This is a genomic window from Mitsuaria sp. WAJ17 (assembly GCF_014174515.1).
GTDB lineage: Bacteria > Pseudomonadota > Gammaproteobacteria > Burkholderiales > Burkholderiaceae_C > Roseateles_B.
Window position 1 is genome coordinate 1 of record NZ_JACJUG010000007.1, and the last position, 26,118, is coordinate 26,118.

The 26,118-nt window shown below is 68.9% G+C and carries 29 protein-coding genes; 8 read left to right on the forward strand and 21 right to left on the reverse strand.

Annotated features, from left to right (window positions below; all coding sequences use genetic code 11):
- The 5 genes from H5407_RS07085 to H5407_RS07100 form a co-directional block, all read left to right on the forward strand.
- Window positions 1-1,840, forward strand: a 1,840-nt coding sequence (locus H5407_RS07085) for a thioester reductase domain-containing protein (RefSeq protein ID WP_183103751.1), incomplete at its 5' end; no start/stop codon positions are given.
- 358 nt (window positions 1,841-2,198) lie between these two features.
- Window positions 2,199-2,960 carry a helix-turn-helix transcriptional regulator gene (locus H5407_RS23995; RefSeq protein WP_220800510.1) on the forward strand — a complete coding sequence of 254 codons (762 nt, stop codon included), beginning with the start codon at window positions 2,199-2,201 and terminating at the stop codon, window positions 2,958-2,960.
- Between the two features lie 31 nt (window positions 2,961-2,991).
- Window positions 2,992-3,117, forward strand: a complete 126-nt coding sequence (locus H5407_RS24215) for a hypothetical protein (RefSeq protein ID WP_255501119.1) — start codon at window positions 2,992-2,994, stop codon at window positions 3,115-3,117.
- 431 nt (window positions 3,118-3,548) lie between these two features.
- Window positions 3,549-4,496 (forward strand): CysB family HTH-type transcriptional regulator, encoded by a 948-nt coding sequence (locus tag H5407_RS07095; protein WP_183103752.1) that lies wholly within the window; start codon window positions 3,549-3,551, stop codon window positions 4,494-4,496.
- A 172-nt stretch (window positions 4,497-4,668) separates the two neighbouring features.
- Window positions 4,669-5,016 (forward strand): alpha/beta hydrolase, encoded by a 348-nt coding sequence (locus H5407_RS07100; RefSeq protein ID WP_183103904.1) that lies wholly within the window; start codon window positions 4,669-4,671, stop codon window positions 5,014-5,016.
- 37 nt (window positions 5,017-5,053) lie between these two features.
- On the opposite strand, the gene H5407_RS07105 is transcribed toward H5407_RS07100, so the two are convergent.
- From H5407_RS07105 to H5407_RS07155, 11 genes are all read right to left on the reverse strand, one after another.
- Window positions 5,054-6,118, reverse strand: coding sequence for an ABC transporter ATP-binding protein (locus tag H5407_RS07105; protein ID WP_183103753.1), 1,065 nt, complete (start codon window positions 6,116-6,118; stop codon window positions 5,054-5,056).
- Window positions 6,111-7,847, reverse strand: coding sequence for an iron ABC transporter permease (locus H5407_RS07110; protein WP_183103754.1), 1,737 nt, complete (start codon window positions 7,845-7,847; stop codon window positions 6,111-6,113). Before H5407_RS07110 ends, H5407_RS07105 begins: the two co-directional genes overlap by 8 nt.
- Before the next feature lie 23 nt (window positions 7,848-7,870).
- Entirely contained in the window at window positions 7,871-8,965 is a 1,095-nt protein-coding gene (locus tag H5407_RS07115) for an ABC transporter substrate-binding protein (RefSeq protein ID WP_183103755.1), read from the reverse strand.
- Between the two features lie 23 nt (window positions 8,966-8,988).
- Window positions 8,989-10,032 carry a porin gene (locus H5407_RS07120; protein WP_183103756.1) on the reverse strand — a complete coding sequence of 348 codons (1,044 nt, stop codon included), beginning with the start codon at window positions 10,030-10,032 and terminating at the stop codon, window positions 8,989-8,991.
- A 148-nt stretch (window positions 10,033-10,180) separates the two neighbouring features.
- Window positions 10,181-11,203, reverse strand: a complete 1,023-nt coding sequence (locus tag H5407_RS07125; protein WP_220800511.1) for a tripartite tricarboxylate transporter substrate binding protein — start codon at window positions 11,201-11,203, stop codon at window positions 10,181-10,183.
- A gap of 110 nt (window positions 11,204-11,313) precedes the next feature.
- Window positions 11,314-12,744, reverse strand: a complete 1,431-nt coding sequence (locus tag H5407_RS07130) for a sensor histidine kinase (protein WP_183103757.1) — start codon at window positions 12,742-12,744, stop codon at window positions 11,314-11,316.
- Entirely contained in the window at window positions 12,741-13,406 is a 666-nt protein-coding gene (locus tag H5407_RS07135; protein ID WP_183103758.1) for a response regulator, read from the reverse strand. The genes H5407_RS07130 and H5407_RS07135 overlap by 4 nt, the downstream gene beginning before the upstream one ends.
- A 99-nt stretch (window positions 13,407-13,505) precedes the next feature.
- Window positions 13,506-14,699 (reverse strand): ABC transporter permease, encoded by a 1,194-nt coding sequence (locus H5407_RS07140; RefSeq protein WP_183103759.1) that lies wholly within the window; start codon window positions 14,697-14,699, stop codon window positions 13,506-13,508.
- Window positions 14,653-15,576: an ABC transporter ATP-binding protein gene (locus H5407_RS07145; RefSeq protein WP_183103760.1), complete on the reverse strand. Its 924-nt coding sequence runs from the start codon at window positions 15,574-15,576 to the stop codon at window positions 14,653-14,655. Before H5407_RS07145 ends, H5407_RS07140 begins: the two co-directional genes overlap by 47 nt.
- Window positions 15,576-16,562 (reverse strand): HlyD family secretion protein, encoded by a 987-nt coding sequence (locus tag H5407_RS07150; protein ID WP_183103761.1) that lies wholly within the window; start codon window positions 16,560-16,562, stop codon window positions 15,576-15,578. The genes H5407_RS07145 and H5407_RS07150 overlap by 1 nt, the downstream gene beginning before the upstream one ends.
- 3 nt (window positions 16,563-16,565) lie before the next feature.
- Complete coding sequence (locus tag H5407_RS07155; protein ID WP_183103762.1) at window positions 16,566-17,234, reverse strand: TetR/AcrR family transcriptional regulator; 669 nt, start codon at window positions 17,232-17,234, stop codon at window positions 16,566-16,568.
- Window positions 17,235-17,322: 88 nt separating this feature from the next.
- Here H5407_RS07155 and H5407_RS07160 point away from each other — a divergent pair, with 88 nt between their 5' ends.
- A complete protein-coding gene (locus H5407_RS07160) occupies window positions 17,323-18,183 on the forward strand; it encodes a serine hydrolase (protein WP_255501120.1) in 861 nt (286 codons plus the stop codon).
- Between the two features lie 258 nt (window positions 18,184-18,441).
- Here H5407_RS07160 and H5407_RS07165 read toward each other — a convergent pair whose 3' ends face one another.
- A complete protein-coding gene (locus H5407_RS07165) occupies window positions 18,442-18,705 on the reverse strand; it encodes a DUF2249 domain-containing protein (protein WP_183103764.1) in 264 nt (87 codons plus the stop codon).
- Between the two features lie 96 nt (window positions 18,706-18,801).
- Here H5407_RS07165 and H5407_RS07170 point away from each other — a divergent pair, with 96 nt between their 5' ends.
- Both H5407_RS07170 and H5407_RS07175 read left to right on the forward strand, forming a co-directional pair.
- Window positions 18,802-19,461 carry a class II aldolase/adducin family protein gene (locus tag H5407_RS07170; RefSeq protein ID WP_183103765.1) on the forward strand — a complete coding sequence of 220 codons (660 nt, stop codon included), beginning with the start codon at window positions 18,802-18,804 and terminating at the stop codon, window positions 19,459-19,461.
- Between the two features lie 14 nt (window positions 19,462-19,475).
- Window positions 19,476-19,613, forward strand: coding sequence for a hypothetical protein (locus H5407_RS07175; protein ID WP_183103766.1), 138 nt, complete (start codon window positions 19,476-19,478; stop codon window positions 19,611-19,613).
- Window positions 19,614-19,625: 12 nt separating this feature from the next.
- On the opposite strand, the gene H5407_RS07180 is transcribed toward H5407_RS07175, so the two are convergent.
- The 9 genes from H5407_RS07180 to H5407_RS07220 are packed head-to-tail and all read right to left on the reverse strand — an operon-like array spanning window position 19,626 to window position 26,108.
- A complete protein-coding gene (locus tag H5407_RS07180) occupies window positions 19,626-20,192 on the reverse strand; it encodes a hypothetical protein (protein ID WP_183103767.1) in 567 nt (188 codons plus the stop codon).
- On the reverse strand, window positions 20,189-20,830 hold the full coding sequence (locus tag H5407_RS07185; RefSeq protein ID WP_183103768.1) for an SCO family protein: 642 nt from the start codon (window positions 20,828-20,830) through the stop codon (window positions 20,189-20,191). Before H5407_RS07185 ends, H5407_RS07180 begins: the two co-directional genes overlap by 4 nt.
- Before the next feature lie 24 nt (window positions 20,831-20,854).
- Window positions 20,855-21,304 carry a group III truncated hemoglobin gene (locus H5407_RS07190; RefSeq protein ID WP_183103769.1) on the reverse strand — a complete coding sequence of 150 codons (450 nt, stop codon included), beginning with the start codon at window positions 21,302-21,304 and terminating at the stop codon, window positions 20,855-20,857.
- Window positions 21,301-21,897, reverse strand: a complete 597-nt coding sequence (locus H5407_RS07195) for a cytochrome c (protein WP_183103770.1) — start codon at window positions 21,895-21,897, stop codon at window positions 21,301-21,303. Before H5407_RS07195 ends, H5407_RS07190 begins: the two co-directional genes overlap by 4 nt.
- Before the next feature lie 16 nt (window positions 21,898-21,913).
- Complete coding sequence (locus H5407_RS07200) at window positions 21,914-22,237, reverse strand: ferredoxin family protein (protein WP_183103771.1); 324 nt, start codon at window positions 22,235-22,237, stop codon at window positions 21,914-21,916.
- A complete protein-coding gene (locus tag H5407_RS07205; RefSeq protein ID WP_183103772.1) occupies window positions 22,234-22,833 on the reverse strand; it encodes a cbb3-type cytochrome c oxidase subunit II in 600 nt (199 codons plus the stop codon). Before H5407_RS07205 ends, H5407_RS07200 begins: the two co-directional genes overlap by 4 nt.
- On the reverse strand, window positions 22,826-24,457 hold the full coding sequence (locus H5407_RS07210; protein WP_183103773.1) for a cbb3-type cytochrome c oxidase subunit I: 1,632 nt from the start codon (window positions 24,455-24,457) through the stop codon (window positions 22,826-22,828). Before H5407_RS07210 ends, H5407_RS07205 begins: the two co-directional genes overlap by 8 nt.
- Window positions 24,454-24,918: a hypothetical protein gene (locus tag H5407_RS07215; protein WP_183103774.1), complete on the reverse strand. Its 465-nt coding sequence runs from the start codon at window positions 24,916-24,918 to the stop codon at window positions 24,454-24,456. The genes H5407_RS07210 and H5407_RS07215 overlap by 4 nt, the downstream gene beginning before the upstream one ends.
- Window positions 24,915-26,108: an NnrS family protein gene (locus H5407_RS07220; RefSeq protein WP_183103775.1), complete on the reverse strand. Its 1,194-nt coding sequence runs from the start codon at window positions 26,106-26,108 to the stop codon at window positions 24,915-24,917. Before H5407_RS07220 ends, H5407_RS07215 begins: the two co-directional genes overlap by 4 nt.
- Window positions 26,109-26,118: the final 10 nt, after the last annotated feature.

A 26,118-nucleotide genomic window follows, 5' to 3' on the forward strand; every position in this document is an offset into this window, starting at 1 on the left:
GAGCGGCCTGCCGGGCTGGCAGGGGCCGCAGGGCCTGGGCGTCGAGGCGTCCTTTGTGCTGGCCTCGCCCGCGCGCGAGCCCTTGCCTGGCAGCGCCGCGCTCGAACAGGCCCTGGCGTGCAGCGACGGCGTCCGCGAGCTGGCCTTGCTGGACGTCGTGGACCCGGCGGGGCAGTGGGCAAGCTGCCTGTTCTTCGTGCCCGCCGAGGGGCTGCCGGCCGCGGCGCTGGAGTCCTCACTGCAGGACGCCTCTGCCGCCCTGGGCCTGGGCCGGCCGCAGCTGCGCGCCCTGCCCGCCCTGCCACGCCGGGAGGGCGCCATCGACCGGGCCACCCTGCTGGGCCTCCTGCAGCAGCCCGTCGAGACGCCGGATCACGTCGCCCCGCGGGATGCGCTGGAGCAGCAGCTGCATGATCTGTGGGCGGCCCTGCTCAAGAGGCCGCAGATCAGCGTGCATGCCAACTATTTCGACCTCGGGGGTCAGTCCTTGCTGGCCTCGGTCCTGCTGTTCCAGATCGAGGAGAAGCTGGGCGCACGCTTGGGGATGGAGCAACTGATGGCCGGCCCCACCATCGCCGAGATGGCCCAGCGCCTGCGCAGCAGCGAGACGGCGCCGGAGCAGGCCGTGCCGGACCTGCCGGCCGAAGCCCATCTGGATGCCGGCATCACCCCTGCCGCGCCCGCCCGCGGCGGCGACCCTCGCGAGATCCTGCTCACCGGCGCCACCGGCTTCTTGGGGGCCCACCTGCTGGCCGAGCTGCTGGCCAGCACCGAGGCCCGCGTGCACTGCCTGGTGCGGGCGCGCGACGCTGAAAGCGGCCACCAGCGCCTGGTCGAGGCCCTTCAGGGTCACGGACTGTGGGATGAGCGCCATGCCCGACGCATCGTGGCCCTGCCCGGCGACCTGGGCGCGCCCCAGCTGGGCCTGACGCCCGAACTGCACGCGCAGATGGCCGAGCAGCTGGACGCGATCTATCACAACGGCGCGCTGGTGAACTTCGTCTACCCCTACGCCATGCTCAAGCCGGCCAATGTGGACGCCACGGCCGACATCCTGCGCCTGGCCTGTGCCCACCATGCCAAGCCGGTGCACTACATCTCCACGGTGGGCGTGCTCAACCGCCGCGCCGAGGTGATCCGCGAAGACCTGGACATCCCCTTCCACGCGCTGTTGCAAGGCGGCTACGAGCAGAGCAAGTGGGTGGCCGAGCAGTTGGTGGCCGAGGCGGGGCGCCGCGGCCTGCCGGTGTGCATCTACCGGCCTTCGCGCATCGTGGGGCATTCCGTCACCGGCCGCATGAACACGGACGATCTCTTCAGCCGCCTGATCAAGGGCATCGCCGTCTTCGGCAAGGCGCCGCGGGACGTGGGCTTCGACAACATCCTGCCCGTGGACCTCGCCGCCCGCCTGATCGTGGAGGCTTCCCGGCATCCCGCCGCACCGGGCCATGCGGTGCATGTGCTGAACCCGGACTGGAACTCACTGGACGAGGTGGTGGACCTCATCGAGGCCCGGGGCTTCGCGCTGGAACGTCTGCCCTACGAAGACTGGCTGTCACGGCTCGGCGCCCATGTGCGCCAGGACAGCAGCCATCCCCTGGCCATGCTGATCCCCGTGTTGCACAAGCTGAATCCGGTGGCGGATCCGAGCGTCGGTGCCCGCCTGCCCATCGCCCTGGACCATCTGAAGGCCTGGGCGCCCCGTGCCCTGGCGGAAGGCCTGCGGCCCGCCGCCCAATGGCTGGACCGTTACTTCGAGCACTTCCAGCGCAGCGGCTTTCTTCCCCCGGCCGGCGGCGTAACGCCGGCTATTCAATCAGTTACTCAACAAGGTGGGTGAAAGTTACCCAAATCCCGGGGGAAATTAGCATCGACACTCGTTTACAGACAGTGTCAGTCCTTACAGGTCCGAGCGTTTGTTCATGGGATATTTTCTCGCCGGGACGTCGCTTATCCTATTCAACACTGAGGCTGCCATTGTTGTCTTCAATGGCTAGCACGATTCGAGGCGATGGGCGTAGGTTTCTATCGCCAAAGAGAGAACCGCATAGTTTTCTCTACATTTCGCCGAGACCCACTTCGCCAACCGTGGAGCCCGGGTCATCGTGTTGACACAGGAAAGCCTTCTGATCACGGCCGTGATGCAGCCTTGCTGCTGACGGGCTGAGGTAGGGAGTTATTTGTTCTAAGAGATAGGTATGTCTAATATTCACGCCACGACCGGAGAATTGGAAACCCTCTCGAAAATCATCAATGAAATCCGCCCTTCGGCCGATTTCATTGACCAGCTGGACCAATTCACCCAGCGTCTGAACGAGGTGATTCCATTCAAGCGCTGCCTGCTGCTCCACGAGCGCGAGGGCAAGGCCCTTTCCAGGGGTTTTGCTTATTACAACGGAGGACGGGACGAAGGATTTGTCGGGCAATCCAAACTCAGCGGAGCCATCGGCATTGAGGCCTACAGTGCGCGGTTTGCCAAGTTCAACCAGATCGATCACGCCTTTCAGTGGGCCAGCCGTGACCACCTGGACCTGGGCGTGCCCGAGGGCACGAATGAGCTCCTGACGCGCATGCAGGGCCGCTCGGGCCTCGCCGCCAGCGTGCGCTCGGCCATCTCGGGCACCGATGACGTCCACACCTTCTGGCAGTTCGAATGCGACGAGGTCGGCGTGCAGCACCCGCTGCTGCTGAGCTTCGTGGCCTTCTACCTGCACTCCACCTTCACCCTGCATGCGGTGGACCACCAGGTGAAGGACGACTTCTTCGGCATCAACCTGACCAACAAGGAACGCGACGTCCTGCGTTGGGTGGTGGAAGGGAAAACGTCCTGGGAAATCGGCCGCATCCTCTACACCTCGGAGCGGACGGTGAAATTCCACCTGAAAAACGTTTACGCGAAACTCAATGTCTCGAATCGAGCCCAGGCCGTGGCCGTGGTCAATCGGCTGAGACTCATTTGATTCAAGGGCGCATGCGCTACGCTGCGCCCCCATGAGCACGCCTTGCTGCGGCGCCAAGGGTCGCCTCATCTCAGCCCACCAGGCAGTCGATGCGCGCGTGACCCAGCGCCTGCCGGTGCTGGCGCTCAATGAAACCGAGCCACCCCAAGTTTCTTGATCTCCTTGGGGGCCTGGCTCGCCATGGCAGGTCCGGGGCACTCATGACTTGCGCCGGGTGGTCAGCGTGGTGGCCGCCCTTGTCGCGCGACGGCCGGTGCTGAGGCAGGACGCGGTCCCCGTCGAATGGCTGATCCTGGGCTTGCCCCGGTGGCCCCTCTGTGCCTGGCCTTCCTCACCGCCCCGGGCCGAGTGCGTGCGCCGCTTTTATGACGACACCGCTGCGGTACTCGCCACCTTCGACGACGGCGCGGGCCTCGGTGCTGCGCCGGACATCGACCGCCAGTACCCTCTCCCTGCTAGCGCCGACGCGGACTGAACGGGCGGCCACATCGCATTGGAGCGCTGCCTTCACATGCTTTGCACTTTTTCTTGGAGGACAGCGGCACCGACCCTCGCAAGAATGAAAAGCGCATAACAAGAAGGCACTCCATGAATTTCCAGCAGCTCCGATCCGTCCGCGAAGCCCAGCGCCGCGGCTTCAATCTCACCGAGGTGGCCGCCGCCCTGCACACCTCCCAGCCGGGCGTCAGCCGCCAGATCCGGGAGCTGGAGGACGAGCTGGGCATCGAGATCTTCATGCGCGCCGGCAAGCGCCTCACCGGCCTCACCGACCCGGGCCGCAATGTGCTGCCCATCGTCGAGCGCCTGCTGCAGGAGGCCGAGAACCTGCGCCGTGCCGGGGACGACTTCGCCCGCGCCGGCCGCGGCGTGCTGCGCATCGCCGCCACGCACAGCCAGGCGCGCTATGCCTTGCCTCCCGTGGTGAGGGACTTCCGCGTCAGCCATCCCGAGGTCGAGCTGACCCTGCAGCAGGGATCGCCGCAGCAGGTTGCCCGGCTGCTGCTGGATGGCGAGGCCGACATCGGCATCGCCACCGAGGCGCTGGCCCAGTACGAGGAGCTGGTCGCCCTGCCCTGCTACCGCTGGACCCACACCGTGGTCACGCCGCTCAACCATCCGCTGGCCGAGGCCCAGCGCCGCGGCGAGACGCTCACGCTGCAGCGCCTGGCCGACTACCCCATCGTGACCTACGAGACCGGCTACACCGGCCGCTCCCACATCGACCAGGCCTTCAAGGCTGCGGGCCTGGCCCCGCACGTGGTGCTGGCCGCCATGGACGCCGACGTGATCAAGACCTATGTGGAGCTGGGCCTGGGCGTGGGCATCGTCGCGGCCATCGCCTATGACGACGAGCGCGACCGCCACCTGGCCGCCCACGACGCCCGCCTTCTCTTCGCCGACAACATGACCCGCCTGGCCCTGCGGCGCGACGCCTACCTGCGCGACTACGCCTACGCCTTCATCAAGACCTTCGCGCCGCCCTGGACCCGCGAGGCCGTGCAGGGCGTCCGCGAGGGTCAGGTCTTGCCCGCCTGAGCGGCCGCAGCCTTCGGCGCGCCACGCATGAGCTGCTGCGCTTTGCTTCCTTCCGTCCTTGCGCGGCGCTGCCTAAGCTGGAGCCCATGTCCTGCCGTGATTCCCGGGCCCATCGGCCCGCGCCCCCCCGCCTGCTCATCATTCCCGGCCTGCACGACAGCGGCCCCGCCACCTGGCCGACCATGCCGACACGCCCATCCGCCAGGTGCTCTTCGTGGCCCCGGCCGAGCCGGACAAGTTCGGCCTGGCCGAGGCCCTGCCCCACCACCGCCTGGCCGTGCCCAGCAGCCTCGTCGCCAGCCAGACCGACCCGTGGATGAGCGCCGCCAGCGCGCTGCGCTGGGCCAGCCGCTGGGGCGCCAGCTACAGCAACCTGGGCGCGGTGGGACACATCAACACCGAGTCCGGCTTCGGCCCCTTCCCGCTCGCCCGGCGCTGGGTGGAGGCGGCACGGGCCCGTGCCGCCCGCGAGCAGCGGCCGGCGCATGCGACGATCCAGGAGTGGCGCTTCGCCGTCTGAGCGCCCGGACGAAGCACGCAGGGCCAAGCGCGCCGGCCTAGGCCGCGTACGCCCAGCAGGCCTCGGCGGGCAGGTCCACCCAGTAGTCGCGGCCGGCCTCGCGAGGCTGCTGGCCGAAGGCACGCAGGCGCAGGCCGCTGCTCTCGAGCAGGTACTCCCAGCGGTCGCCCAGGTACATGGACGTGATCATGCGAGCCTGCATGCGGTTGGGTCCCGGATCGTCAGCCACGCCCACGCGCTCCAGGCGGATGACGACCTGAGCCCTGTCGCCCACGCGCAGGGGGCTGCGGCTGCGGGCCAGCAGCGAGCCGGCCGGCCCCTGCAGGCGGACCTCGTCGGCACCGACCTGGTCCACGGTGGCCTCGAAGCGGTTGTTGCTGCCCATGAACTCGGCCGTGTAGAGCGTCTGCGGCGCGCCGTAGAGCTCCTGCGGCGAGCCCTCCTGCTCGATGCGGCCGTTGCGCAGCAGCAGGATGCGGTCGCTCATGGCCATGGCCTCGGTCTGGTCGTGGGTCACGCACAGCGCGGAAAGGTTGAGCCGCACGATCAGCGCGCGCAGCCAGGCCCGGGCTTCCTCGCGCAGCTTGGCATCGAGGTTGGACAAGGGCTCATCCAGCAGGATCACCGGCGGGTTGTAGACCAGGGCCCGCGCGATGGCCACGCGCTGCTGCTGGCCTCCGGAGAGCTGGAAGGGATAGCGCTCGCCCAGATGGCCCAGGCCGAGGTTGTCCAGTGCGGCCTGCACGCGCTCCTTCACCTCGGCCGCGGGCACCTTGCGCAGCACTAGGCCGTAGCCCACGTTCTGCGCCACGGTGCGGTGCGGCCATAGGGCGTAGGACTGGAAGACCAGGCCCAGCGAGCGGCGCTCGGCCGGCTGGTCGATGCCGCGGGCGGCGTCGTAGAGCGCCTCGCCGTCGAGCAGGATGTTGCCCTGGGAGGGGTGCTCCAAGCCCGCCACGGCGCGCAGCAGCGTGGTCTTGCCGCTGCCCGAGGCGCCCAGCAGCGAGACCACCTCGCCGGCCTTGAGCTTGAAGGAGACGCCCTGCAGCACAGGCACTTGCCCGTAGCCCAGGTGGATGTCGTTGACGACGAGCTTAGTCATGGAGCTTCACCCCGAAACGCAGTGCCACAGCCAGACCCAGGCTGACCATGACGATGTTGATGACAGACAGTGCGGCGACCAGGTCCGTGGCGCCCGAGGCCCACATGGACACCAGCAGGGCACCGATGACCTCGGTGCCCGGCGAGAGCAGGTAGACGCCGGTCGAGTACTCGCGCTCGAAGATCAGGAAGACCAGCAGCCAGCTCGACAGCAGGCCAAAGCGCACCAGGGGCAGGGTCACGTGGCGGCTGACCTGAGAGGGCGTGGCGCCCACGGTGCGGGCCGCCTCTTCCAGGTCCGGGCCCACTTGCAGCAAGGCGCTCTGCACCACGCGCTGACCGTAGGCCAGCCAGATCACGGTGTAGGCGATCCAGATGGCGAACATGGAGTTGCGCCATTCCTTGAGGCCCGGCACGAAGAGGAAGACCCACAGAAAGGCCAGGCCCGCCAGCAGGCCCGGCACGGCGCGCGGCACCAGCACCAGGTAGTCCATCAGCTTGGTGGCCAGGTCATTGCGGCGGTGGCCGGCAAAGGAGATGGCCGTGTAGCAGGCCACCGCCAGCGCGCCGCCGATTACGCCCATGCCTAGGGTGTTGAGGATGGCGCGCACCAGATTGTCCTGCTCGAAGACATCCACGTAATGCTGCAACGTGAAGGCCTCGACCAGCGAGATGCCCTCGCCCCACTGCGACACGAAGGAGCGCAGCACCACGCCCGACACCGGCACGAGGACCGTGAGGAACAGCCACAGCCCGACGATGCCGATCGCCAGCCAGCGCCAGCCGCCCAGGCGCAGCGGCACCTGGCGGCCGCCCTTGCCCTTGATGGACACATACTTGCTGGCGCTGCGCAGCAGGCGGCGCTGCAGCAGCACCAGGGGGAAGGTGACGAGCACGATCAGCACCGCGACCACGGCCATCAGGTGGTAGGACGGCGAGCCCAGCTTGCTGGCCAGCTTGTACATATAGGTCGTCAGCACCAGGTAGCCGTTGGGATCGCCCAGCACCAGGGGCAGGCCGAAGACCTCGAAGCCCAGGAAGAAGACCAGCACCCCGGCAAAGAGGATGGAGGGCATCACCATGGGCAGGCTCACGTCGCGAGCCACCCGCAGCGGCGAGGCGCCCGCCACGCGGGCGGCCTCCTCCACGTCACTGCCCAGGTTGCGCAGGGCCGCCGAGGCGTAGAGGTAGACGTGCGGCACATGGGTGAGCCCTGCGATGACCGCGATGCCGCCGATGGAGTACACGTCCCACCATTCCGGCCCGATGGCCTGGCGCCACCACAGGGTGTAGATGCCGCTTGGCCCGGCCGAGACCACATAGCCCAGGGCCAGCACCACGGCCGAGACGAAGATGGGCGTCAGCAGCAGGGGCTCGATCCAGCGCCGGCCCGGCAGATCGGTGCGCACCATCAGGAAGGCCAGCAGCGCCCCCAGGGGCACGGCGATGCCCACCATGCCGCTGGCGATCAGCAGCGAGTTGCGCAGCGCGTACCAGAAGTCCGGATCGTCGAAGACGAAGCGGTAGGCATCTAGCGACACCTCATGCCGGGGCATGAAGAAGGGCGCGGACAGCAGGCTCTGGTAGCCGATCATGGCCAGCGGCAGCAGCACCACCAGCGCGGTGACGCCGATCACCAGTGCACGGACGACAGCCGGCAGCCCGGGAAGCCCCGGCAGGCCTGGCGATCGGCCGCGCTGGCGCGGCAGGGATGGGGTCATGGACGTCATGGTCGCTCCCGCGGGTCAGGTCTTCACTTGCGCGCCACGTAGGAGCGCCAGGTCTTGATGAAATCCAGGCGCTTGCCCTGCTCCAGGTAGGTCAGCAGGTTCTGGTCGATGGCGATGGGGCGCAGGGTCAGACCCAGTTCCTTCTGCAGGGCCTGGGCCGTCATCTCGCCTTCCACGTCGGAGCGGATCGAGTAGAGCTCGGAGGCCGTGGCCAGCGTGGTCTGGCCGCGCCGCGAGAGCAGATAGTCCAGCCACAGCTTTGCCGCGTTGGGGTTCTTCGCGCCCTTGGCGATGAAAGCCACGCGGCTCATCACCAGGGTGTGGTCCTTCAGCAGCACGTAGCCGATGTTGCTGTCCTTCTTGCCGCGGGCGTGGGCATAGGAGGTGATCATGTTGTAGCCCAGCAGCTGCTCGCCCGAGGAGATGCGTTCCATCATCGTGCTGCTGGAGGACTGCAGCTTCACGCCGGCCCCCGCCATGGCCTTGACCACGTCCCAGGTCAGCGTGGGGTTCACATGCACGTCCGCCGTCAGGTAGAGGAAGCCCACGCCGGCCTTCTCGATGTCGTAGGTCGTGACCTTGCCCTGCAGGCGCGGGTCGGCCAGCAGCTTGACGAGATCGGCATGGGTCTTGGGCAGATCCGCTGCGGGCAGCAGGCGTTTGTTGTAGACCAGCCCCAGGGGCTCGAAGGTCGTGCCGTAGGCCGTCTTCTGGTAGACGGCCCAGGCCGGCAGCGCCCGCGACTCGACCGACTCATACGGCTGCGCATAGCCCTCAGCCACCAGCTTGACGGCCTGGTCCATGGCCGAGTTCCAGACCACGTCGGCGCTGGTCGTTCCCGCGGCGGTCTCGCTGATGAAGCGGTTGAACAGCTCCACGCTGTTCATGTCCATGTACTCGACCTTGACGCCGGGGTAGAGGCTCTCGAACTCCTTGACCAGCGGCTTGCCGGCCGCGGCGTCGGTGGGCGTGTAGATGGTGACCTTGCCCTCCTTCTTCGCCGCGTCGATGAGGGACTGGTAGCTTGCCGGATAGCCGGCCGGCACCTGGGCCAGGGCAGCGCAGGACAGGGCCGTGGCGGCCAGCGCCAGGCAGGTGCGTCGGGTGATTTGATGCATGGATGACTCCTGGAATGGCGGCTTCAGAAACGGTGCTGGATGCCCACGCCGAAGCTGGACTGGGTGTCGGCAAAGGCGGCGTCATCGCGCGAGACGCTCACCACCCCGCTCTTGGCCCCGGCGTTGGAGGCCACGGCATACAGCCAGGTGCGCTTGGACAGCGCGTACTTGGCGCGCAGGGCCAGCAGGTGCGGGTTCTCCGGCGTGGCGGGGCCGCTCTTGATGGACTGGAAGTAGTAGGCCGGCGTGAGGTCCAGCTGCGGGGTCACGACCCAGGTGGCGCCGATCCAGCCCAGGGTGCTCTTCTGCTCGGTGCCGGTCGTGGGCGTCTTCCGGTACTGGCGCAGGGCCACGAAGAGCTTCACCGGCTTCATGTCGTAGCTCAGGCCGAGGTGGACGGTCTGCTCCTTGCTCGTGGCGCCGGTCTGCTGGTCGCGCTGATCCATCACCAGCACGGCGCCCAGGCCATCCGCCTCGTAGACCGCACCGAGCGCTGCGTAGCGGCCGGTCGAGGCGCCCTCGCCCGCGGCCACCGTGGCACCGAGCTTCACGGGGCCGAACTTGCCTTCGTACTTGATCAGGTTGGGCGCACCGGTGATCATGCCGTCCTTGCGCGTGCCGGCTGCACCAGCCGAGGTGGCCCAGGAGTAGAAGGGCGCATAGCCCATGGGGTCGAAAGGCAGCAGGAAGTCGTAGGCCGTGGTGTAGGAGCGGCCCGTGACGACACGGCCGAACGCCCCCTGCAGGCCCACATTGGCCTGGCGCCCCCAGTAGTTGGACGCTGCCGCGCCCGAGTCCATGCCGACCTCGGCTTCCAGGTTGAAGACGGCGCTCAGGCCGCCGCCCAGGTCCTCGCTGCCGCGCAGGCCCCATCGCGAGGTGTTCATGCCGCCCGAGGTCACCGAGGTCCGGCTGCCGCCCGTGGCCGACATGTGGTTGCGGTGCTCGACGATCACGTCGGCGATGCCGTAGATGCTCACCGAGCTCTGCGCCACGGCACTCAGGGGCGCCGCGAGGCACAAGGCGGCCAGAGCGCAGGCGCTCAGGGGATGGGAAGTCTTGTTCATGGAGGTCTCCGTTGGTTTTTGAGGTCAGGGAAAAAGTCTGTCGGGACGCCTGGAGGAATGGGGGCAGGCAGTTGCAGGCAACACCTGACCCCGGCCTGTCCCTCACGACAGGTCCGCGTTGTCCAGGCGGGGAAGGGTCAGACGCCCGTCATCGGCGCAGCCCGAAGCGCTCGGCGATGTCGGCGAAGCGTCGGGTCTGGTCCTCAAGGTGGACCTGCAAGGCAGGGCCGGTCAGGGCCAGGGGGAAGAGGCCGTGCTGGGCGCGCAGCCTGTCGAAGGCCGGCGTGGCCATCAGCTGCTCGAAGCGCTGGCTCCAGGCCTGGAAGGCGGCATCGGGCACCTTGGGCCCCATGTAGAAGCCGCGCACGCTGGGCCAGACGATGTCCACCCCTTGTTCGCGCGCCGTCGGCACCTGGGCCAGCAGGCCCGGCAGGCGCTTCTCCGACATGACGGCCAGCACGCGGAATGGCCCGTTGGGCGGCAGCTTGTCCGCGACCTCCGAGGCATCGCCCGCGTAGACCTGCACATGCCCGGCCTTCAGGGCCGCCGTGGCCTCGCCGCCCCCCTCGAAGGCGACGAAGCGCATGGACTTGTGATCCACGCCCGCCGCCGCGGCCAGCAGGGCCGACTTGACCCAGTCCTGGCTGCCGATGGTGCCGCCCGCCGCGAAGGTGACCTTGCCCGGCTTGTCCTTCAGCGCCGCCAGCAAGTCCGGCAGGGTCTTCCAGGGGGACTGGCTGCTCACCAGCACGATGCCGTAGTCCGCGCCGATGGCGGCCAGCCAGCGCACGTCATGCAGGCCGTGCCGGCCGAAGCGGCCGTGGGCCAGGTTGAGCAGGGAGCCGCTGGAGAAGGCGACCAGGGTCTGCGCCTCGGCCGGCCTTCGGGCGGTGATGGTGTCGAAGGCGATGGCCCCGACGCCGCCTGGCATGTAGCTGATGCGCAGCGGTGCCTCGCCCGCCACGGCCTGGCTGAGCGCGGCCTGCGCCAGCTTGCAGGTCAGGTCAAAGCCGCCGCCGGGCTTGGCCGGGGCGATGCACTCGGGCGGCGCTGCCGGCGACGGGGGAGTCGCCGTTGCGGACTGTGCCGCGGCCGGCTGTGCCCAGGCCAGTGGCGCGAGCGCCAGGGCCGTGAGCAGCCGTGCAGCCATCCATGTCAGGGCTTTGGGCATGTCGTCTCCATGCGGTGATCTGTGCCGTCCCCCGGAAGCCGGGGCCTTGGGGAACGGTCTGCCACCTGCTATGGGGCGCACTCTACGGAGTCGCGCCTTTCAGTCGCCTTTCAATCGCCGACAGCCTGCACGGGCAGCCTCAGGGACACGGCCGTGCCGCGTTCACCGCCCTCCGGCGTCAGCTGGGCTGCGGCGATCTCCAGCCGGCCGTGGTGGCGCTGCAGGACGGCCCTGACGATGGCCAGGCCCAGCCCCGAGCCCGGCTGCTCCACGTTGCTGCCGCGGAAGAAGCGCTCGCCGGCCCGGGGCCGTTCGGCGGCCGGAATGCCGGGGCCGTCATCGACCACGCGGATGCAGGCGCCTTCGGCGTCGGCAAACACTTGCACCGTCACCTGCCCCCCGGCGGGCACGTAGCGCAGGCTGTTGTCCAGCAGGTTCAGCAAGGCCTCGCGCAGCTGGCCCGCGTGACCCAGCACGGTGAGCGGCGTGGGCGCCGGCTCCAGGCCCAGGTCCACGCCGGCCGCCCGTGCCGCTGGCCAGCTCTCGCGCGCGCAGCGATCGGCCAGGGCGTTCAGATCCAGGGGCTCCATCTGCACCTCGGCCGTGTCTGCTCGGGCCAGCGCCAGCATCTGGTTGGTGCGCCGCACCGTGTCCTCGATCTGCGACTTCAGTGCCGACAAGGCCTCGGCCACGCGCGCCGGGTCCTGCTCGCGCAGGGCGTAGCCGACCTGCGTGGACAGCGTGGCCAGCGGTGTGCGCAGTTGGTGCGAGGCATCGTCCACGAAGCGGCGCCGGCCCTCGATCAGCTCCCGCTGGCGCTGCAGGTGGTGGTTGATGGCACGCACCAGGGGCGCGGCATCGGCGGGCACCTGGGTCTCATCGACGGGCGAGAGGTCGTCCTCGGAGCGTGCCTCCACCTCGCGCCTCAGCCGCTCCAGGGGCTGCAGGGCCCAGCCGATGACCAGGGCCAGTGTGGCCATCACCACCAGGATGGTCAGCGCATCGCGTGCGATGGCCTGCAGGAGCAAGCCCCGGGAGAACTCGTTGCGCGAGGCGGTGGACTCGGCCACCTGGATCACCAGCCGCCGCCCCGGTCGCTCCGGGTCCAGCTCGCGGGACAACGCCCCCACGCGCACCGGCTCCCCGAAGTACTCCGCGTCGATGAACTGCGGCACGCCCAGCGCCAAGCCCCCGGGCGGCAGGGGCAGGCCGGCATTGCCGATCTCGACCAGGCCGTCGTCCGTGCTGACGCGAAAGAAGACCTGCCCGCTGGCCGTCAGCTCGAAGAACTCCAGCATGCGGTAGGGCAGCTCCACCGAGAGGCCGGTGTCCGTCGAGACATTGCTGTCGATGGCCTTGATGGCGCCCAGCAGCGAACGGTCATAGGCCGCGTTGGCCGCCTGCAGCCCCGTCTTCCAGGTCAGGGCCGACTCGATGCTCACCATGAACAGCATGATGGGCAGGGAGAGGGTCAGCAGCGTGCGCCGGACGCTGAACCGGTGCCAGGCCGCCGGCAGCTGCGGCAGCCGCAGCGGCCTCATGCAGGCTCCAGCACATAGCCCAGGCCGCGCAGCGTGGTGATGCGGACCTTGCCGGACTCCAGCCGGCGCCGCAGCCGGTGGATCAGCACCTCCACGGCTTCGGGCCGCACGTCCTGCTCGTCGGAGAAGAGGCGCTCCAGGATCTCCTGCTTGGAGAGCGGCTCGCCGCTGTGCTGGATCAGCGTGCGCAGCACCGCATGCTCACGGGGCGACAGCGCCAGCGATTCGCCGTCCAGCGTGAACTGCTTGCTCGCCGCGTCATAGCTCAGCGGCCCGCAGCTGAAGCGCGGCTGCTCGCGCCCGCGCGAACGGCGGATCAGGGCCACGAGCCGGGCCTCCAGCTCCTGGATCTCGAAGGGCTTGGCGAGGAAGTCGTCCGCGCCCTCGTGCAGGGTGCTCACGCGCTCGGCGAGCGAATCGCGCGCCGTCAGCACCAGCACGGGCACCCGCAAGTCGGCCTTGCGCAGCTGGCTCAGGACTTCGTGACCGCCCAGGCCCGGCAGGCCCAGGTCCAGGATGAGGGCGTCGTAGCGCGTCGCCTGCAGCTGGCCGGCCACCAGGCGGCCGTCGTCCACCCAGTCCACGACGAAGTCGCTCTGCCGCAGGGCGCGGACCAGCCAGTCGGCAAGGGCACGTTCGTCTTCGGCAAGGAGCAGGCGCATGGCGGCAATGCTAGCCGAGGCGGGGATAGGCCGGTGGAGCCCGTGGTGGTGGGGTCCTTGCCCGCATCGCCCCGGCTTCCGGTCTCAAAGGGCGCCCCATCAGTCCAGGGTCTGCCGGTAGCGCATCAGCGCCACCCCTCCCATCAGCCCGATGAACGCCCCGATGGCCAGCGCCTCGGGCCACAAGCTGGCCATGCCTGCCCCCTTGAGCATGATGCTCCTGACCATGCGCAGGAAGTGCGTGAGTGGCAGCGCTTCGCCGATCCATTGCGCCCAGCCCGGCATCCCGCGGAATGGGAACATGAACCCCGAAAGCAGGATGTTGGGCAGGAAGAAGAACATGGTCATCTGCATGGACTGCATTTGCGACCGGGCCACGGTGGAGAAGGTGAAGCCCACGGTCAGCGTCGCGACGATGAACAGCCCCACGGCCATCATCAGGTCCATCAGGCTGCCCAGCATGGGCACCTCGAAGAGCAGCCGGGCGACCGTGAGCACGATCACCACCTGCCCATAGCCGATGATCACGTAGGGCAGGATCTTGCCCGCCATCATCTCCAGCGGGCGCACGGGCGTGGCCAGCAGGTTCTCCAGCGTTCCGCGCTCGCGCTCGCGCGTCATCGCCATGGACGTCATCATGACCAGCGTCATCGTGAGGATCACGCCCAGCAGACCCGGCACGACGTTGTAGGCGCTGATGCCCTCGGGGTTGTAGCGGCGGTGCACGATCAGCTCGAAGGGCGCGGGCCGCGGCGCCAGGGCAGCGAGGGGGCCGCTCAGTTCCCGCTTCAGTGCGACGCTCGGCAGCTGGGCCAGCGCGGCCATGGCCGGGCCACCCGCCGCGGGATCAGCCGCATCGGCCAGCACCACGAGCGGGGGCGACTCGCCCCGCAGCAGCCGATGGGTGAAGTCCGCAGGAAACACCAAGGCGAACTGCACCGTGCCCGCCTCCAGCAGACGCTCGGCCTCGGACTCCGAGACCTCATCGGTGATCCTGAAGTAGCCCGTGTTGGCAGCGGCCTGCACCACGCTGCGCACCAGCGGGCCATTGTCATGCGCGACCACGGCCGTCGGAAGGCGCTTCGGATCGGCGTTGATCGCGTAGCCGAACAGCAGGAGCTGCATGATGGGCACACCGATGAGCATGGCGAAGGTCATGCGGTCGCGCCGCAGCTGGATGAACTCCTTCAGCAGCACGGCCAGTACCCGGCTCCACGAGAAGCCGCTGCCGTCGTCACGGGCCCGCTCAGGCGAAGTTGTCTTGGGCACGGTCGGTGAGGGCGATGAAGACATCTTCCAGTCCCGTCGGAATCGGCTGCACCTCGCAGCCGTGGTCAGGCAGGTGCTGGTCCAGCCACTGCGGGAGGTCGGCGCCGCGCGGGGCGCTCACATGCAGCACCGTGCCGAAAGGAGCGCAGAGCCACGGCTCGGAGCCAGCCAGGGCCTCGTGCACGGCCCTCAGCGCCGGCCCCTCCACCGACCAGGTCAGCAGCCCCGACTGCTCGATGACCTCGGACGCCGTGCCGGTGGCCAGCAGCCGCCCGTAGGAGATGTAGGCCAGCTGGTGGCAACGCTCGGCTTCATCCATGTAGTGCGTGCTGACGAGCACGGTCAGACCCTGGTCGGCCAGGCGGTGGATCTGGGCCCAGAAGTCGCGCCGCGCCTTGGGATCCACGCCCGCCGTCGGCTCGTCGAGCAGCAGCAGCTCGGGCTCGTGCAGCATGCAGGCCGCCAGGGCCAGCCGCTGCTTCCATCCGCCGGACAAGGGCCCGGCCAGCTGGCGGCGTCGGCCCTCCAGCCCGAGTGAGACCAGGGCGTCCCGGACGCGATCCTGCCGCCGGTCGATGCCGTAGGCGCGTGCCACGAAGTCCAGGTTCTCTTCGATGGTGAGGTCCTCATAGAGGCCGAAGCGCTGGGTCATATAGCCGACACGGCGCTTGATCAGCGCACTGTCCCGGCGGATGTCCAGGCCCAGGCACTGACCTTCGCCGGCGTCTGGATGGAGCAGGCCGCACAGCATGCGGATGGTCGTGGTCTTGCCGCTGCCATTGGGGCCGAGGAAGCCACAGATGCGCCCCCGCTCGACGCGGATATCGACCTGGTCGACCACCCTGCGCCCGCCGAAGGACTTGCTCAGCCCCCGAACGTCAATGGCTGCGCTGCTGTCCATCACTGGGCCTGCCCGGCGTCAAAGCGGATGTCCACCGGCTGCCCCGGCCGGAGCTGCGCACTGGCCATCGGCTCGGCTTCCACGCGGAACACCAGCTTGGCCCGTGCCTCGTTGCTGTAAAGAACAGGCGGTGCGTACTCCGCCTGAGGTGAGACCCAGCGGATGCGGGCCTGCTGAGCCTGGGCGCAGCCATCGCAGCTCACGCGGACCAGCCGGCCCACGGCGGCTTGCGGCAACTGGGTCTCCGGCACGAAGAAGAGCACCTTCAGGGCCCCCTCAGGCAGGAGGCTGACCACAGGCGCACCGGCCGCCAGCACCTCGCCCGGTCTGTGCACGACATCCAGGACCTCGGCCGCACGCGGCGCCAGGCGCTGGGTCTGGCCGCGACGCCAGGCGGCGAGATCGGCGTCGGCCTGTGCGGCACGGCTGTCGGCTGCGGCAGCCCTGATCTCATCCTGCCTGGCCGCCTGCTGTGCGAAGTCCAGCTGGGCCTGAAGCTCGCGCACGCGCGCCGCATCGCGGTCCCGCTGCGCGATCAGTTCATCCAGGCGCGCGGCGGAAACGAAGCCCTGTTCCACCAGCTGCCGCTGGCGCTGCAGGGCACTGGCAGACGCGGCACGGGCGGCCTGCGCCTGCCTCAGCTGCTGCTGCAGGGCGGCCAGCTCCAGGGGCCGCCGGCCTGTGCGCAGATTGTCCAGCTGGGCCGACGCGCGTTCGCTGCGCGCCGCCGCGGCATCGGCCTGGCGCTCCTCCGGGGTGGCATCCATCGTGAACAAGAGCTGCCCCGCGCTCACGCGCTGCCCCTTCTGCACCGCCACCTGAGCCAGCGTTCCACCACTGACCGGCCCCACGTGCAGCAGCTCCGCCTCGACATAGCCATGCAAGGCCGGCGGCAGGGACTCCTGGCAGGCAGTCAGCACGCTGGCCGAGGTGAGCGCCATCGCCACCGTCAGGGCGCCAAGGGAGCGCAAGCGTCTCTCTTTCATGGTTCAACCTTCAGTGACGGCGGCGAGGCCGCGCAGCGCCCAGTCCAGGCGGGTGTCGATCGCCTGCTCATCGCCCGCCAGGCTGGCGAGCCGCTTCAGGAAGGCCTCGGGGCCCAGCCCCTGCTGCCCCTGGAGCATGAGGATGGGCAGCACCACTGAGCCCATCAGGAACATCAGCTGCAAGGTGGGGTCCGCTCTGGCCAGACGCCCCGCTTCCTGGCCTTGCCGGATCAGGTCCAGCAGGAGGGCGATGTGGCGGCGGTCCATGGTCGCGAGGAAGTCCCGGACTCCGGCTTCGCCTGCCGCGGCGTCACGGATCAGCATGGCCAGAAAGCGACCATTGGCAGCCACCCAGTGACCCAGCTGGCGCAGCACGCCCCGCAAGGGATCGTCACTGCCGGCAGACAGTTGCAGGCCCGCCATCAGCGGGGCGTACCAGCGATCCACCAGCTCGTAGACAAAGGCGTCACGGGTGCCGAAGTGATAGACGAAGCTGCCGAGGTTGACCTCGGCCGCCGCCGCCACCGCCCGCACGCTGACGCTCTTGATGCCGTCGCGCCGGGCCAGATCCAGGCCCGTGGCGAGCAGTCGCTCCCGCGTACCAGCGTCCGCCGTGGCAGCGCGCGGCGGACGGTCCGCAATGCCGGGGGAACGTTGGCGGCGAGGAATCATGGGCGCATTATACGGCCGTATAACTATTGAGGGTAATGCCGTGCCAGCCCAAGCGCCACGTCCAGAGTCGCCCCTCCCCCCCGGCGCGATGCCGGCCGCGATCCTCGCGGGGCTGGATCGGTGGATCCGTCGCGGTGATGTGGCTGGCCTGCAGTACCGTGTCATGCGCGCCGGATCGGCCCCACTGGAGCACTGCGCCGGCATGGCCGATGCGGGTCAAGGGCAGCGGGTGGTGCCGGACACCGTGTTCAATCTCTACTCCCTCACCAAGCCACTGACCGCCACGCTGGTGGCCCGACTCGCCCTGCATCTGGACCAGCCCATCGCGACCGGCACAGGCCTCCCGGCCCTGGGTCATCTGGGAACGCTGCAGGAAACACTGACACACAGGGCCGGCTTCTCCACCCCCTGGCCGCTGCGCTGGACGCATCGCGCCAGCGAAGACATGCACTTCAACGAGGCCGACTTCGTGGATCGCCGCCTGGCAGAGGCCGCCACACTGCGGCGCCAGTCACCTCGCTACTCGAACATCGGCTACCTTGCCCTGGGGCGGGCGATCGAGCGCGCGACCGGCGTGGGCTTTCGCCAGGCCCTGCAGCGCGGACTCCTGGCGGAGCTCCAGCTGGGTGAGCAGGCACAGCTGGGCTTTGCGCCGCGCCCGCATCAGCCCTGGGCCCTTGGCCATCTCCGCCGGTTCAGCCTCCTGAATGCGGACCTGGGCCTCATGGTTCCCAGGCATGACGTCGTCGCGGGTCTCTCGGAGGGCTGGGTCCGGCTGCACGCACACCAGGTGAACGGCAGCGCGTATGGCGGCCTGATCGGCAACGCCCGAGGCCTGGCGCGCTTCGGCGCGGCAATGCTGGGGCTGGTGCCCGGCATTGAAGCCTCCGTGCGCCACCTGGTCTGCGCGGACGATACGCCATCCGCGCAGTCACGGACCCTGGGTTAGCAGACAGGCAGTGCCACGCACCAGCGTGCATGACGACGGCCTGCGTCGTCTGGACCCGCTCGCGCGGTGTGCAGCTGCAGCTCATGCCCGCGAGCACCCGGCCCTCCGCCACGTCCAGGGTGACCCACAACAGCCGTGCGCTGGCCCGACTCTAGAGCCAGGCGGCCGACCAACGGATCCAGGACGGCAATCCGTTCGAAGCGCTGGCGCACGTCACTCGTGCCCAGCGTCTGCAGGGTCCGCGTTGCGCAGGCCACCTCAGCCGCATGCGCCGCAGCAGCTCTCGAAAGCACGCAACTTGGTGATCGTGGCCGTCCAGGTGCCAGGGCCTGCCTGCCCTGGCTTCCACAAATGCTCGGCACCCAGTACCGACTGCAGGTGCAGCCGAACAGCATGGAGGTCTTGCGCCGAGCGGACTTCGAGGGACTCGCCAACCGACAGCGAAAGATAGGTTTCGAAGACCGCGGCGAGGGTCGGACGACCGGGCGGCAGGGCGTCGAGGTGCAATGGCAGGGGGCTCATGACTGACTGCGCGAGGCAGCGTCCCGAAGCCCCGCTTGATTAAAGATGTATTTTCAATGTAGCATTAAATGCATCCCCCCACAACTCAAGACCATCATGCAAAGACAGCAAGCCCTGCAGGGTGCCTGCGATGCACTCAGGCGCAGCTACGAACGAGGCTGGATCAGCACCAGGGACGGCAATGTTTCCGTCCTGCTGCCCGGTCAAGGCCTCTGGATCTCGCCCTCCGGCGTTCGCAAGCAGGCCCTTCAGCCCGAGGACTTCATCCCGGTAGCCGCGGCGAGCGCAGCGACTCTTGCCGCCCCGCGACGCCAACCGTCCGGAGAGCTGGACCTGCACCGGTACATCCACGCCGGCATGCCCGCACCGGGCTGTGTGCTCCATGTCCATGCCACCCATGTGGTCGCGGCCCTGTTCGCAGGCATCCGGCTGCGTGAGCTGGCCCTGCAGTTTCCCGAAGTCGCCCGCTACACGCGCGTCGGCCCTGACGTCCCGGCATTGGCAGCCACCAGTGCGGAGCTGGCGGAAGCCACGCGCCAGGCCTTCTACGCCGGCCCTGCCCTTGCGCCCCATATCGTGGGCCTGGCGCAGCATGGCGTGGTCGCCGTGGGCCGCGATGCGCAGGAAGCCTTCGAGCATGTCGAGCGGCTCAACCACATCTGCGAGATCGCGCTCCTGGCCGGGGCACGCGCGCTCGTGGTGCCAGGTCTTGCCACGGCGGCGACGGGCGCCGCCGAGGAGGAGCTCCATGGCTGAGTTCAAGCGCGGTGGTGCCGGCCGTCGGCTCCGGCGGTGATGTATTTCCCTTTGTCGAGGTCGCGGGATCGATGGCCCGGCGGGGCCTGGAAGTCACCGTGCTGGGGCCGCAGGGCGCCGGCCGCATCGCCGACCTGGTGCTCGGCGACTGACGCGCTGCCGCCTCAGGCACTGGCCTGGGAGCTTCTGCGCAGGACGCCGTGAAGCGCCCAGGCGCCCAGACTTCCGCCAAGGATGATCAGGCCCCATCCCGTCCAGACCTGCTCATCCAGGCGGTAGCTGACACAAAGACGGGTGGGGGTGGACTCGATCAGCGCCCCCGCCGTCACCAGCATCCAGGCACTGTTCCCCGCCAGGAACAGCAGCGTTTCGGCCGCCAGACGAGGCAGGCGCCACGCCAGGACACACCCCGCCAGGGCGAGGCTGAGGTCGCGTGCCAGCCCACCAAGCGGCTCCAGCACGGCCCAGTCCAGCGCGGCGGGGACCATCCAGAAGAAGCCCACCAGGGTCACCCAGCTCACGGTCAGCAGCCCCTGGGCGTCGCAAGACTTGAACACGCGATGCAGCGCCGTCTGCCGCAGGCCGTGGCCGGCCAGCCAGCCCAGGCACAGCAGCCCGGGATAGAGGACCAGCATGTGCCTGAACATGCTGGCCTCCAGGAAGTTGCGAAGCCCGGGATGCAGCAGGCAGGCGACCGCCGCCAGGGCCAGCAGCGCCTGTCGGCGGCTCATGTCCGCGCCCCCAGGCGCCGGGCCAATGCCAGCGCTTCCCGCCAGTCGGCGTAGTCAAACAGCCCCTGGACATGGCCCTCTCCGTCCACGACATGCAGGGCGCCGTTGTGCGTGTAGCCGCCCAGGCCATCGGGGATGGCGACCACCCCCAGCGCCCTCAGCAGGGCCTGGCGATCGGCCCTCCGGTCCAGCCGGACCACCTGCCAGAGCCCGGGAATGGCGCGATGCAGGCGCGCGTACTGACCCAGCGCGGCAACATCGTCTCTGTCATCGAAGCTGATGGAGACCAGCTGCAGCGAGGGCGCGGGCGTTTGCTCAAGCCACGCCGCCTGCATCTGTGCATAGGTGCCACCCAGCGCCGTGCACACGGTCTCGCACCGGGTGTAGATGAAGTCCACGATGGCCACCGTCCCAGCGCCCTGGCCCCAGGGGGAGGCCCAGGGCTGCCCGCTCTGGTCCTGCCCCGTGACAGGCACTGCCACGAGCCGGCCCTGCGCCGCCAGCGCCTGCCGGCGGTCCTCGAAGGTCCAGGCCTCGAAGTCCAGGGTGAGGCTCCGCAGCGCGGCGCCCATCCCAGCGCAGACCAGCAGACAAGCCAGCAGCGTCGCCCCCAGATGCGGGCGATGACTGCGAGACATTCGGGTCGATACCATGGCGCGGGCCTAGTCCGGCAGCACGTCGATGGCGGCCGTGCCCTCGTAGCGGAAGCGGGGGAAAACGCCGAAGTAGCCGTAGTAGAGGTTGCGGGCGATGCCCGCTGCCGTCTGCTGGAGACGCTCCCGTGCGAGCCCGTCGAATCGCTGCGTCGTGTGCTGCCGCCAGAGGCTCAGCCACGACAGGAAGTGCGCCGGCCTGACGCCATCGATCTGCATGTGCTTTCCAAAGACATTGCCCTTGAAGCTGTGCGTTCCCAGCATCACGGTGCACCAGAACTCGACCATGCGCTCGAGGTGCGCCGACCAGTGGTCGCCGATGACGGCGCCAAAGACCGGCCCCAGCTCGGGATGGGCCCGGATGTCCTCATAGAAGGCCTGCACGAGCTGGGCGATCGCCTCTCGCGTGGGCTCGCCATGGAGATCGGCCTGGCGTCCAGAGGATGCGGCGGCCGTCATTGCGCCAGCTCCCTGAGTTCCGCCTCGCCCCCGAAGGGCTGCGTCCGCCCCTCCAGCGACTGCCGCGCCGCAGCGATCACCCCCGCATTGACGGCCGGCGCGCTGTGGCCCCATTGCCCGCGCAGATGGCTGAGCAGGGCGGCCAGTTGGACGTCGCTGAGCTGCCCCTTGAAGGAGGGCATCGCGCCCTGGAAGGCCTGCCCCCTGACCGTCAGCTTGCCTGTCACGCCCTGGAGGACGATCCGGGCGAGGACGGCATCCGAGCCCTGCACCCACTCGCTCCCGGCCAGCGGCGGGAAGACGCCGGGCACCCCCGACCCGCTCGCCTGGTGGCAGGCGGCGCACAGCGAGGCATACAGGGCGCCGCCGTCGGCCTTGGCGGCGCCGGTGGCGGCTCCTCCCTGCAGTTCCGCGGCCCTGCGGTCGTCCCCCCAGACACCCGGATCATCGACCCTGGCCAGGCTGATGTAGACGATGCCGAAGGCCAGCAGCAAGGCCAGGAACAGGATCACAGGCCACGGGATCGGATCCTGGGCTTCATGGGGGTCGGGATGCTCACGGGCCTGGGGCGGCGGCAGTGCTTTCGGGTTCATCGGAAGACTCCGGTGGTCAGATGTCGAGAAGATGCCGCTTGATCTGCGGGCTGGCCCATCGCTGCGCATCAGGCATCGGGCCGCGAGGGCCGGCGAGGGCGGGCCATCGCGCAGCAAGGGCGCGGTTGAGGAAGATGAAGGCCTCCTGCCCCGGTGGCAGCCGGGCGTCCGGGAAGATGGCCCGCGTGGGGCACACCGGCGCGCAGGCGCCACAGGCCATGCAGGCGTCGGGGTCGATGACCACCATATTGGGTCCTGCATGGAAGGCGCCTGCGGGGCACACAGAGGCGCACTCGGTGTAGGCGCAGTTGATGCACGCCTCGGTGACGACAAAGCTCACGGCGCCCCCTGCCGTGAGTTCGGAGGCAGCGCCGGCATGGTCCGGTCCAGGGCCTTGAGATAGGCCACCAGATCCAGCGCCTCCGGGCGGGCCACCAGCACCTGCCCCGGCTTCACATGGCCCGAGGGCAGCGCGACCACGTGCTCGCCGGGCGCCGCCCTCTCCTTCTGCTCGAACAGATAGGGATAGCTGGGCATGATGCTGCCAGGCACATAGGCACGGGGCTGGAACAGGTGCCCCAGGTGCCAGTCCTCGCTGGGCTGCCGGGCCCCCACGTTGAGCAGGTCGGGCCCTGTGCGCATAGTGCCCAGCAGATGCGGCGTGTCGTAGGCGTAGTCGCCCGCCACTGAGGCGCGCCCCCAGCCCCGGGAGAGGTCCGGCCCCAGCGACTGGGCCCGGGGCTGCTGGGAATGGCAGTAGACGCAGCCATTGCGGATGTACTGCTCACGCCCCCTCAGCTCGGCGGAGGTGTAGGGCTTCAGCCCCTGTGTCGGCGGCGTGTCTCGCACCGTGAGGTAGGGCAGGACCACCAGCGCGCTGGTGGCCAGGCTGAGCATCACCATGCCGCCAGCGAGCAGCTTGGTCTCGTTATGCATGAAGGATCTCCTTGTCAGCGCCCAGCAGGGTGGCCCGGCCAGCCGACAGGCGCGGGCTGTGCAGCAGCCGCAGGAAGTTCAGGGCGAAGGCCAGATGGCTGAGCAGCATCAGCGCCCCACCCACCGAGCGGGCCTTCAGGTAGGGCAGCGTGAGGGCCACGGACTCCATGAAGGCACGGGCCGGGTCCAGCATGGCCTGCCCTTGCAGCCAGCCGCCGATGCTCAGCCCGACGAAGTAGATGGCGATGCCCAGCAAGGCCAGCCAGAAGTGCGCTGAGATCAGGCGTCGCGAGGGCCACTCCTTGCCCGTGACGCGCGGCACGATGAAGTAGATGGCGCCGAAGAAGACCATGGACACGAAGCCGTAGAGCCCGAGGTGCGCATGGGCCACCGTGTAATGCGTGAAGTGCGTGACGGCGTTGACGCTGCGAAGGGCCTCGAGGGATCCCTGCACAGAGCTTGCCGTGTAGAGCAGCCCGCCCACCCCGATGAAGCGCAGCGTGGGTGAGTGCACCAAGGTCCCCAGGCGGCCGCGCAGGGTCTGGTACTGGTTCACGGTGAAGGCCATCACCGGGATGATCATCATCATGCTCTGCACGATGGACAGGGTGATCATCCAGGCAGGCACTGGCCCCCCGATGAGGTGATGCCCGCCCACCTGCCCGTAGAAGAAAGCCAGCCCCCAGAACCCCAGCAGCGACAGGTTGTAGGAACTCACCGGCCGCCCCAGCACCTTGGGCAGGAAGTAGTAGACCGAGGCCAGGGCCAGCGGCGTGTAGAACAAGCCCAGGACGTTGTGCCCGAACCACCAGTTCATGGCGGCCTGCTGCACGCCGCGGTGCAGGCCCGGCCAGTTCGCGACCAGGAAGAGCACCGGAAACCAGAACAGCGCACAGCCCATGTACCAGACCGACACGTAAAGGTGCGCCACCCGGCGCCTGAGCAGCGTCAGCACCAGCGGCACGCCGACCAGCGCGCCCCCGGCGACGAACAGCAGGTCGATCTGCCACGGGATCTCCAGCCACTCCAGCCCGTCGCTCACCCCATAGGCGATGCTGCCCAGGCCCGCGATCAGCGCCGCGTTCCACAGCGCCGCGCCGAGCAGCGCGTAACGCCCGCCGACAAGCTCGGTGCGCAGCAGCCGCGGGATGATGAAGAGCGCGATGCCCAGCCCGGCCATCGGCGCCCAGCCGTAGGCAACGGCATTCAGGTGCAGGGTCCGGATGCGTCCGAAGCTGAGCCAGGGGATGTCCGCCAGCAGGTCGGGCTCGTGCAGCTTGACCGAGGCCGTCAGCCCCGCAGCGGAGGCGACCAGCAGCCAGGCAAAGGCGCAACACAGGAAGAAGAACACCAGCCCGGCGCTCGAAGCGTCGGCCCGCGCCCGGCTCTGGCGTTCGGGATCGACGTAGTCTGAGGGCAAGGCCCCTGCTGCACGCTGCAGCGCCCGGGTGGCGCTCGCATCCGCGGCGGGCTCCTCGACATGGCCGATCTCCCCCGGCCCAAAGATCACCTGGGCATTGGCAGCGCGGCCATCGATCAGGCCGCCACGCTGGCTCCAGATGAAGGCCAGCAGGCCCACCACGGACAGCACGAAGGCGGAAAGTAGGATGGAGAGCGTCGTCATGGGTGACTCCAGGCCTTGTTGTCGCGCTTCGCGGTGGCCGGGCGGCCCGATGCCACGGCCAGTGCAACGAGAAGGGTCACCTTGCCGATCTCCATCAAGACATAGGCTAGGTGGTGATGGCTGGACCCCGGCGCCATCCCCTTCAGGTGCAGATGGACACGGGCATCCAGCACAGGAAGCAACAGCAGGTGCTGGACGGCCAGGACCGCGAGCGCCGCCGCCGCGAGCATCAGCGCCCGCCGATTCCGCGGTGGCCTCCACGCCATACCCAGGCAGGCCAGCAGCAGGGCCAGCTGAACCCCATGCGAGAGATGGAAGAGCGTGCTGCCCACAGACAGCAGTTGCGGCAGTTCGACCTGCTCGGCCAGGAACTTGCCTGGCTGTGCGACGAAGGAAATGCCCAGAGTCAGGCCCAGCAGGCCCCAGGGGAGCCCCTCCCTGAATGGCGCGGCGCGGCTCATCCTTCTCTCCCATCCACGCGGGCGGCCATGAGCATGGGCAGATAACGGATGAGATAGAGCCCGAAAGCCAGCGCCCACAGCCCTGCCGCCAAGGGGATGGCCAGCGCATGCCCGGACGGTCCGGCCAGTGGCAGCAACACGCGGGTCAGGGCCGCGCCCATCACCAAGGCGTAGGCGACGATCTCCAGACGCCCAGCGCTCAAGACCCGGCCGGTATGCCCCAGCGCCGTGCGAGTGATCATGCCCAGGATCAGGCCGCCCATGGCTCCGACGCTGAGTGCATGGATCGCCACGGAGGCGGGCAGCAGGCCAGCAGCGCTTGCCGACAGCAGCGCCAGCCCCAGCCCGATCCAGAGGTAGCTGAGGTGAAGAATCCACAGCAAGGGCATCTGTGCAAGTGCCCCGGCCTTCCAGCGCCAGGACCTCGACAGGTGCAGGGCACTGGCCGCGCCCAGCGTCAACGCAGTCAGGGGATGGGCGGACCATGCCATCCACGCCAGCCCGGCGGTCAGCGTCGTCGCGATCGTGAGCCGGTCCATCAGGGGATGGGCGGAAATCTGGACGCCCTTCAGGGCATTCATCGTGAAGCTCGGAATGATGCGTCCGGCAATGACGCTTTCCAGCAGCGTGATCAGCAGCACGGCGCCATGCATCGGCGTCCGCGCTGCCATGGGCAGCAGCCCGGCATGCGCGAGGTGGCTGGCGAGATTGAGCGCGGCCAAGGCCGCGAGAATGGCCGCAATGCCCAGGTTGCGGTAGTTCCTCGACTGGAGGATCAGGTCGAAGAAGCAGGCGGCCGCCAGGGGCAGGAAAGCCAGATCCAGCACCATGAACACCGGATAGGGCCCGGTCACGCCGGCAATCCTGGCGGCCAGCCAGAGCCCGGCATAGCTGGCCAGGTGCAGGCCGCGCGGCGTCGGCAATCCTGTCCAGACCCGGCCCGCCGTGAACAGGAAGCCAACGATGGTCGCGCCCGCGAAGCCGAAGATCATTTCATGCATGTGCCAGAAGATGGGCGAGACGTCTTCGGGAAGCGACCACCCCCCCGACAACAGCAGCACCCACAGCGGCGGCAGCATCAGTGCGGCGAAGGCCGCGCACGCATAAAGCGGACGAAACCCCAGGCGCCACAAGGGATGCCGATCAAAGTGCCCCAGGGCACTCTCGGTAGACATCGTCATGTGCATCATCGAACCTCAA

Coding starts and splice junctions, on each gene's coding strand:
- H5407_RS23995 (WP_220800510.1), top strand. CDS start 2,199: ATGTCTAATATTCACGCCACGACCGGAGAATTGGAAACCCTCTCGAAA.
- H5407_RS24215 (WP_255501119.1), top strand. CDS start 2,992: ATGAGCACGCCTTGCTGCGGCGCCAAGGGTCGCCTCATCTCAGCCCAC.
- H5407_RS07095 (WP_183103752.1), top strand. CDS start 3,549: ATGAATTTCCAGCAGCTCCGATCCGTCCGCGAAGCCCAGCGCCGCGGC.
- H5407_RS07105 (WP_183103753.1), bottom strand. CDS start 6,118: ATGACTAAGCTCGTCGTCAACGACATCCACCTGGGCTACGGGCAAGTG.
- H5407_RS07110 (WP_183103754.1), bottom strand. CDS start 7,847: ATGACGTCCATGACCCCATCCCTGCCGCGCCAGCGCGGCCGATCGCCA.
- H5407_RS07115 (WP_183103755.1), bottom strand. CDS start 8,965: ATGCATCAAATCACCCGACGCACCTGCCTGGCGCTGGCCGCCACGGCC.
- H5407_RS07120 (WP_183103756.1), bottom strand. CDS start 10,032: ATGAACAAGACTTCCCATCCCCTGAGCGCCTGCGCTCTGGCCGCCTTG.
- H5407_RS07125 (WP_220800511.1), bottom strand. CDS start 11,203: ATGCCCAAAGCCCTGACATGGATGGCTGCACGGCTGCTCACGGCCCTG.
- H5407_RS07130 (WP_183103757.1), bottom strand. CDS start 12,744: ATGAGGCCGCTGCGGCTGCCGCAGCTGCCGGCGGCCTGGCACCGGTTC.
- H5407_RS07135 (WP_183103758.1), bottom strand. CDS start 13,406: ATGCGCCTGCTCCTTGCCGAAGACGAACGTGCCCTTGCCGACTGGCTG.
- H5407_RS07140 (WP_183103759.1), bottom strand. CDS start 14,699: ATGTCTTCATCGCCCTCACCGACCGTGCCCAAGACAACTTCGCCTGAG.
- H5407_RS07145 (WP_183103760.1), bottom strand. CDS start 15,576: ATGGACAGCAGCGCAGCCATTGACGTTCGGGGGCTGAGCAAGTCCTTC.
- H5407_RS07150 (WP_183103761.1), bottom strand. CDS start 16,562: ATGAAAGAGAGACGCTTGCGCTCCCTTGGCGCCCTGACGGTGGCGATG.
- H5407_RS07155 (WP_183103762.1), bottom strand. CDS start 17,234: ATGATTCCTCGCCGCCAACGTTCCCCCGGCATTGCGGACCGTCCGCCG.
- H5407_RS07160 (WP_255501120.1), top strand. CDS start 17,323: ATGCCGGCCGCGATCCTCGCGGGGCTGGATCGGTGGATCCGTCGCGGT.
- H5407_RS07165 (WP_183103764.1), bottom strand. CDS start 18,705: ATGAGCCCCCTGCCATTGCACCTCGACGCCCTGCCGCCCGGTCGTCCG.
- H5407_RS07170 (WP_183103765.1), top strand. CDS start 18,802: ATGCAAAGACAGCAAGCCCTGCAGGGTGCCTGCGATGCACTCAGGCGC.
- H5407_RS07180 (WP_183103767.1), bottom strand. CDS start 20,192: ATGAGCCGCCGACAGGCGCTGCTGGCCCTGGCGGCGGTCGCCTGCCTG.
- H5407_RS07185 (WP_183103768.1), bottom strand. CDS start 20,830: ATGTCTCGCAGTCATCGCCCGCATCTGGGGGCGACGCTGCTGGCTTGT.
- H5407_RS07190 (WP_183103769.1), bottom strand. CDS start 21,304: ATGACGGCCGCCGCATCCTCTGGACGCCAGGCCGATCTCCATGGCGAG.
- H5407_RS07195 (WP_183103770.1), bottom strand. CDS start 21,897: ATGAACCCGAAAGCACTGCCGCCGCCCCAGGCCCGTGAGCATCCCGAC.
- H5407_RS07205 (WP_183103772.1), bottom strand. CDS start 22,833: ATGCATAACGAGACCAAGCTGCTCGCTGGCGGCATGGTGATGCTCAGC.
- H5407_RS07210 (WP_183103773.1), bottom strand. CDS start 24,457: ATGACGACGCTCTCCATCCTACTTTCCGCCTTCGTGCTGTCCGTGGTG.
- H5407_RS07215 (WP_183103774.1), bottom strand. CDS start 24,918: ATGAGCCGCGCCGCGCCATTCAGGGAGGGGCTCCCCTGGGGCCTGCTG.
- H5407_RS07220 (WP_183103775.1), bottom strand. CDS start 26,108: ATGATGCACATGACGATGTCTACCGAGAGTGCCCTGGGGCACTTTGAT.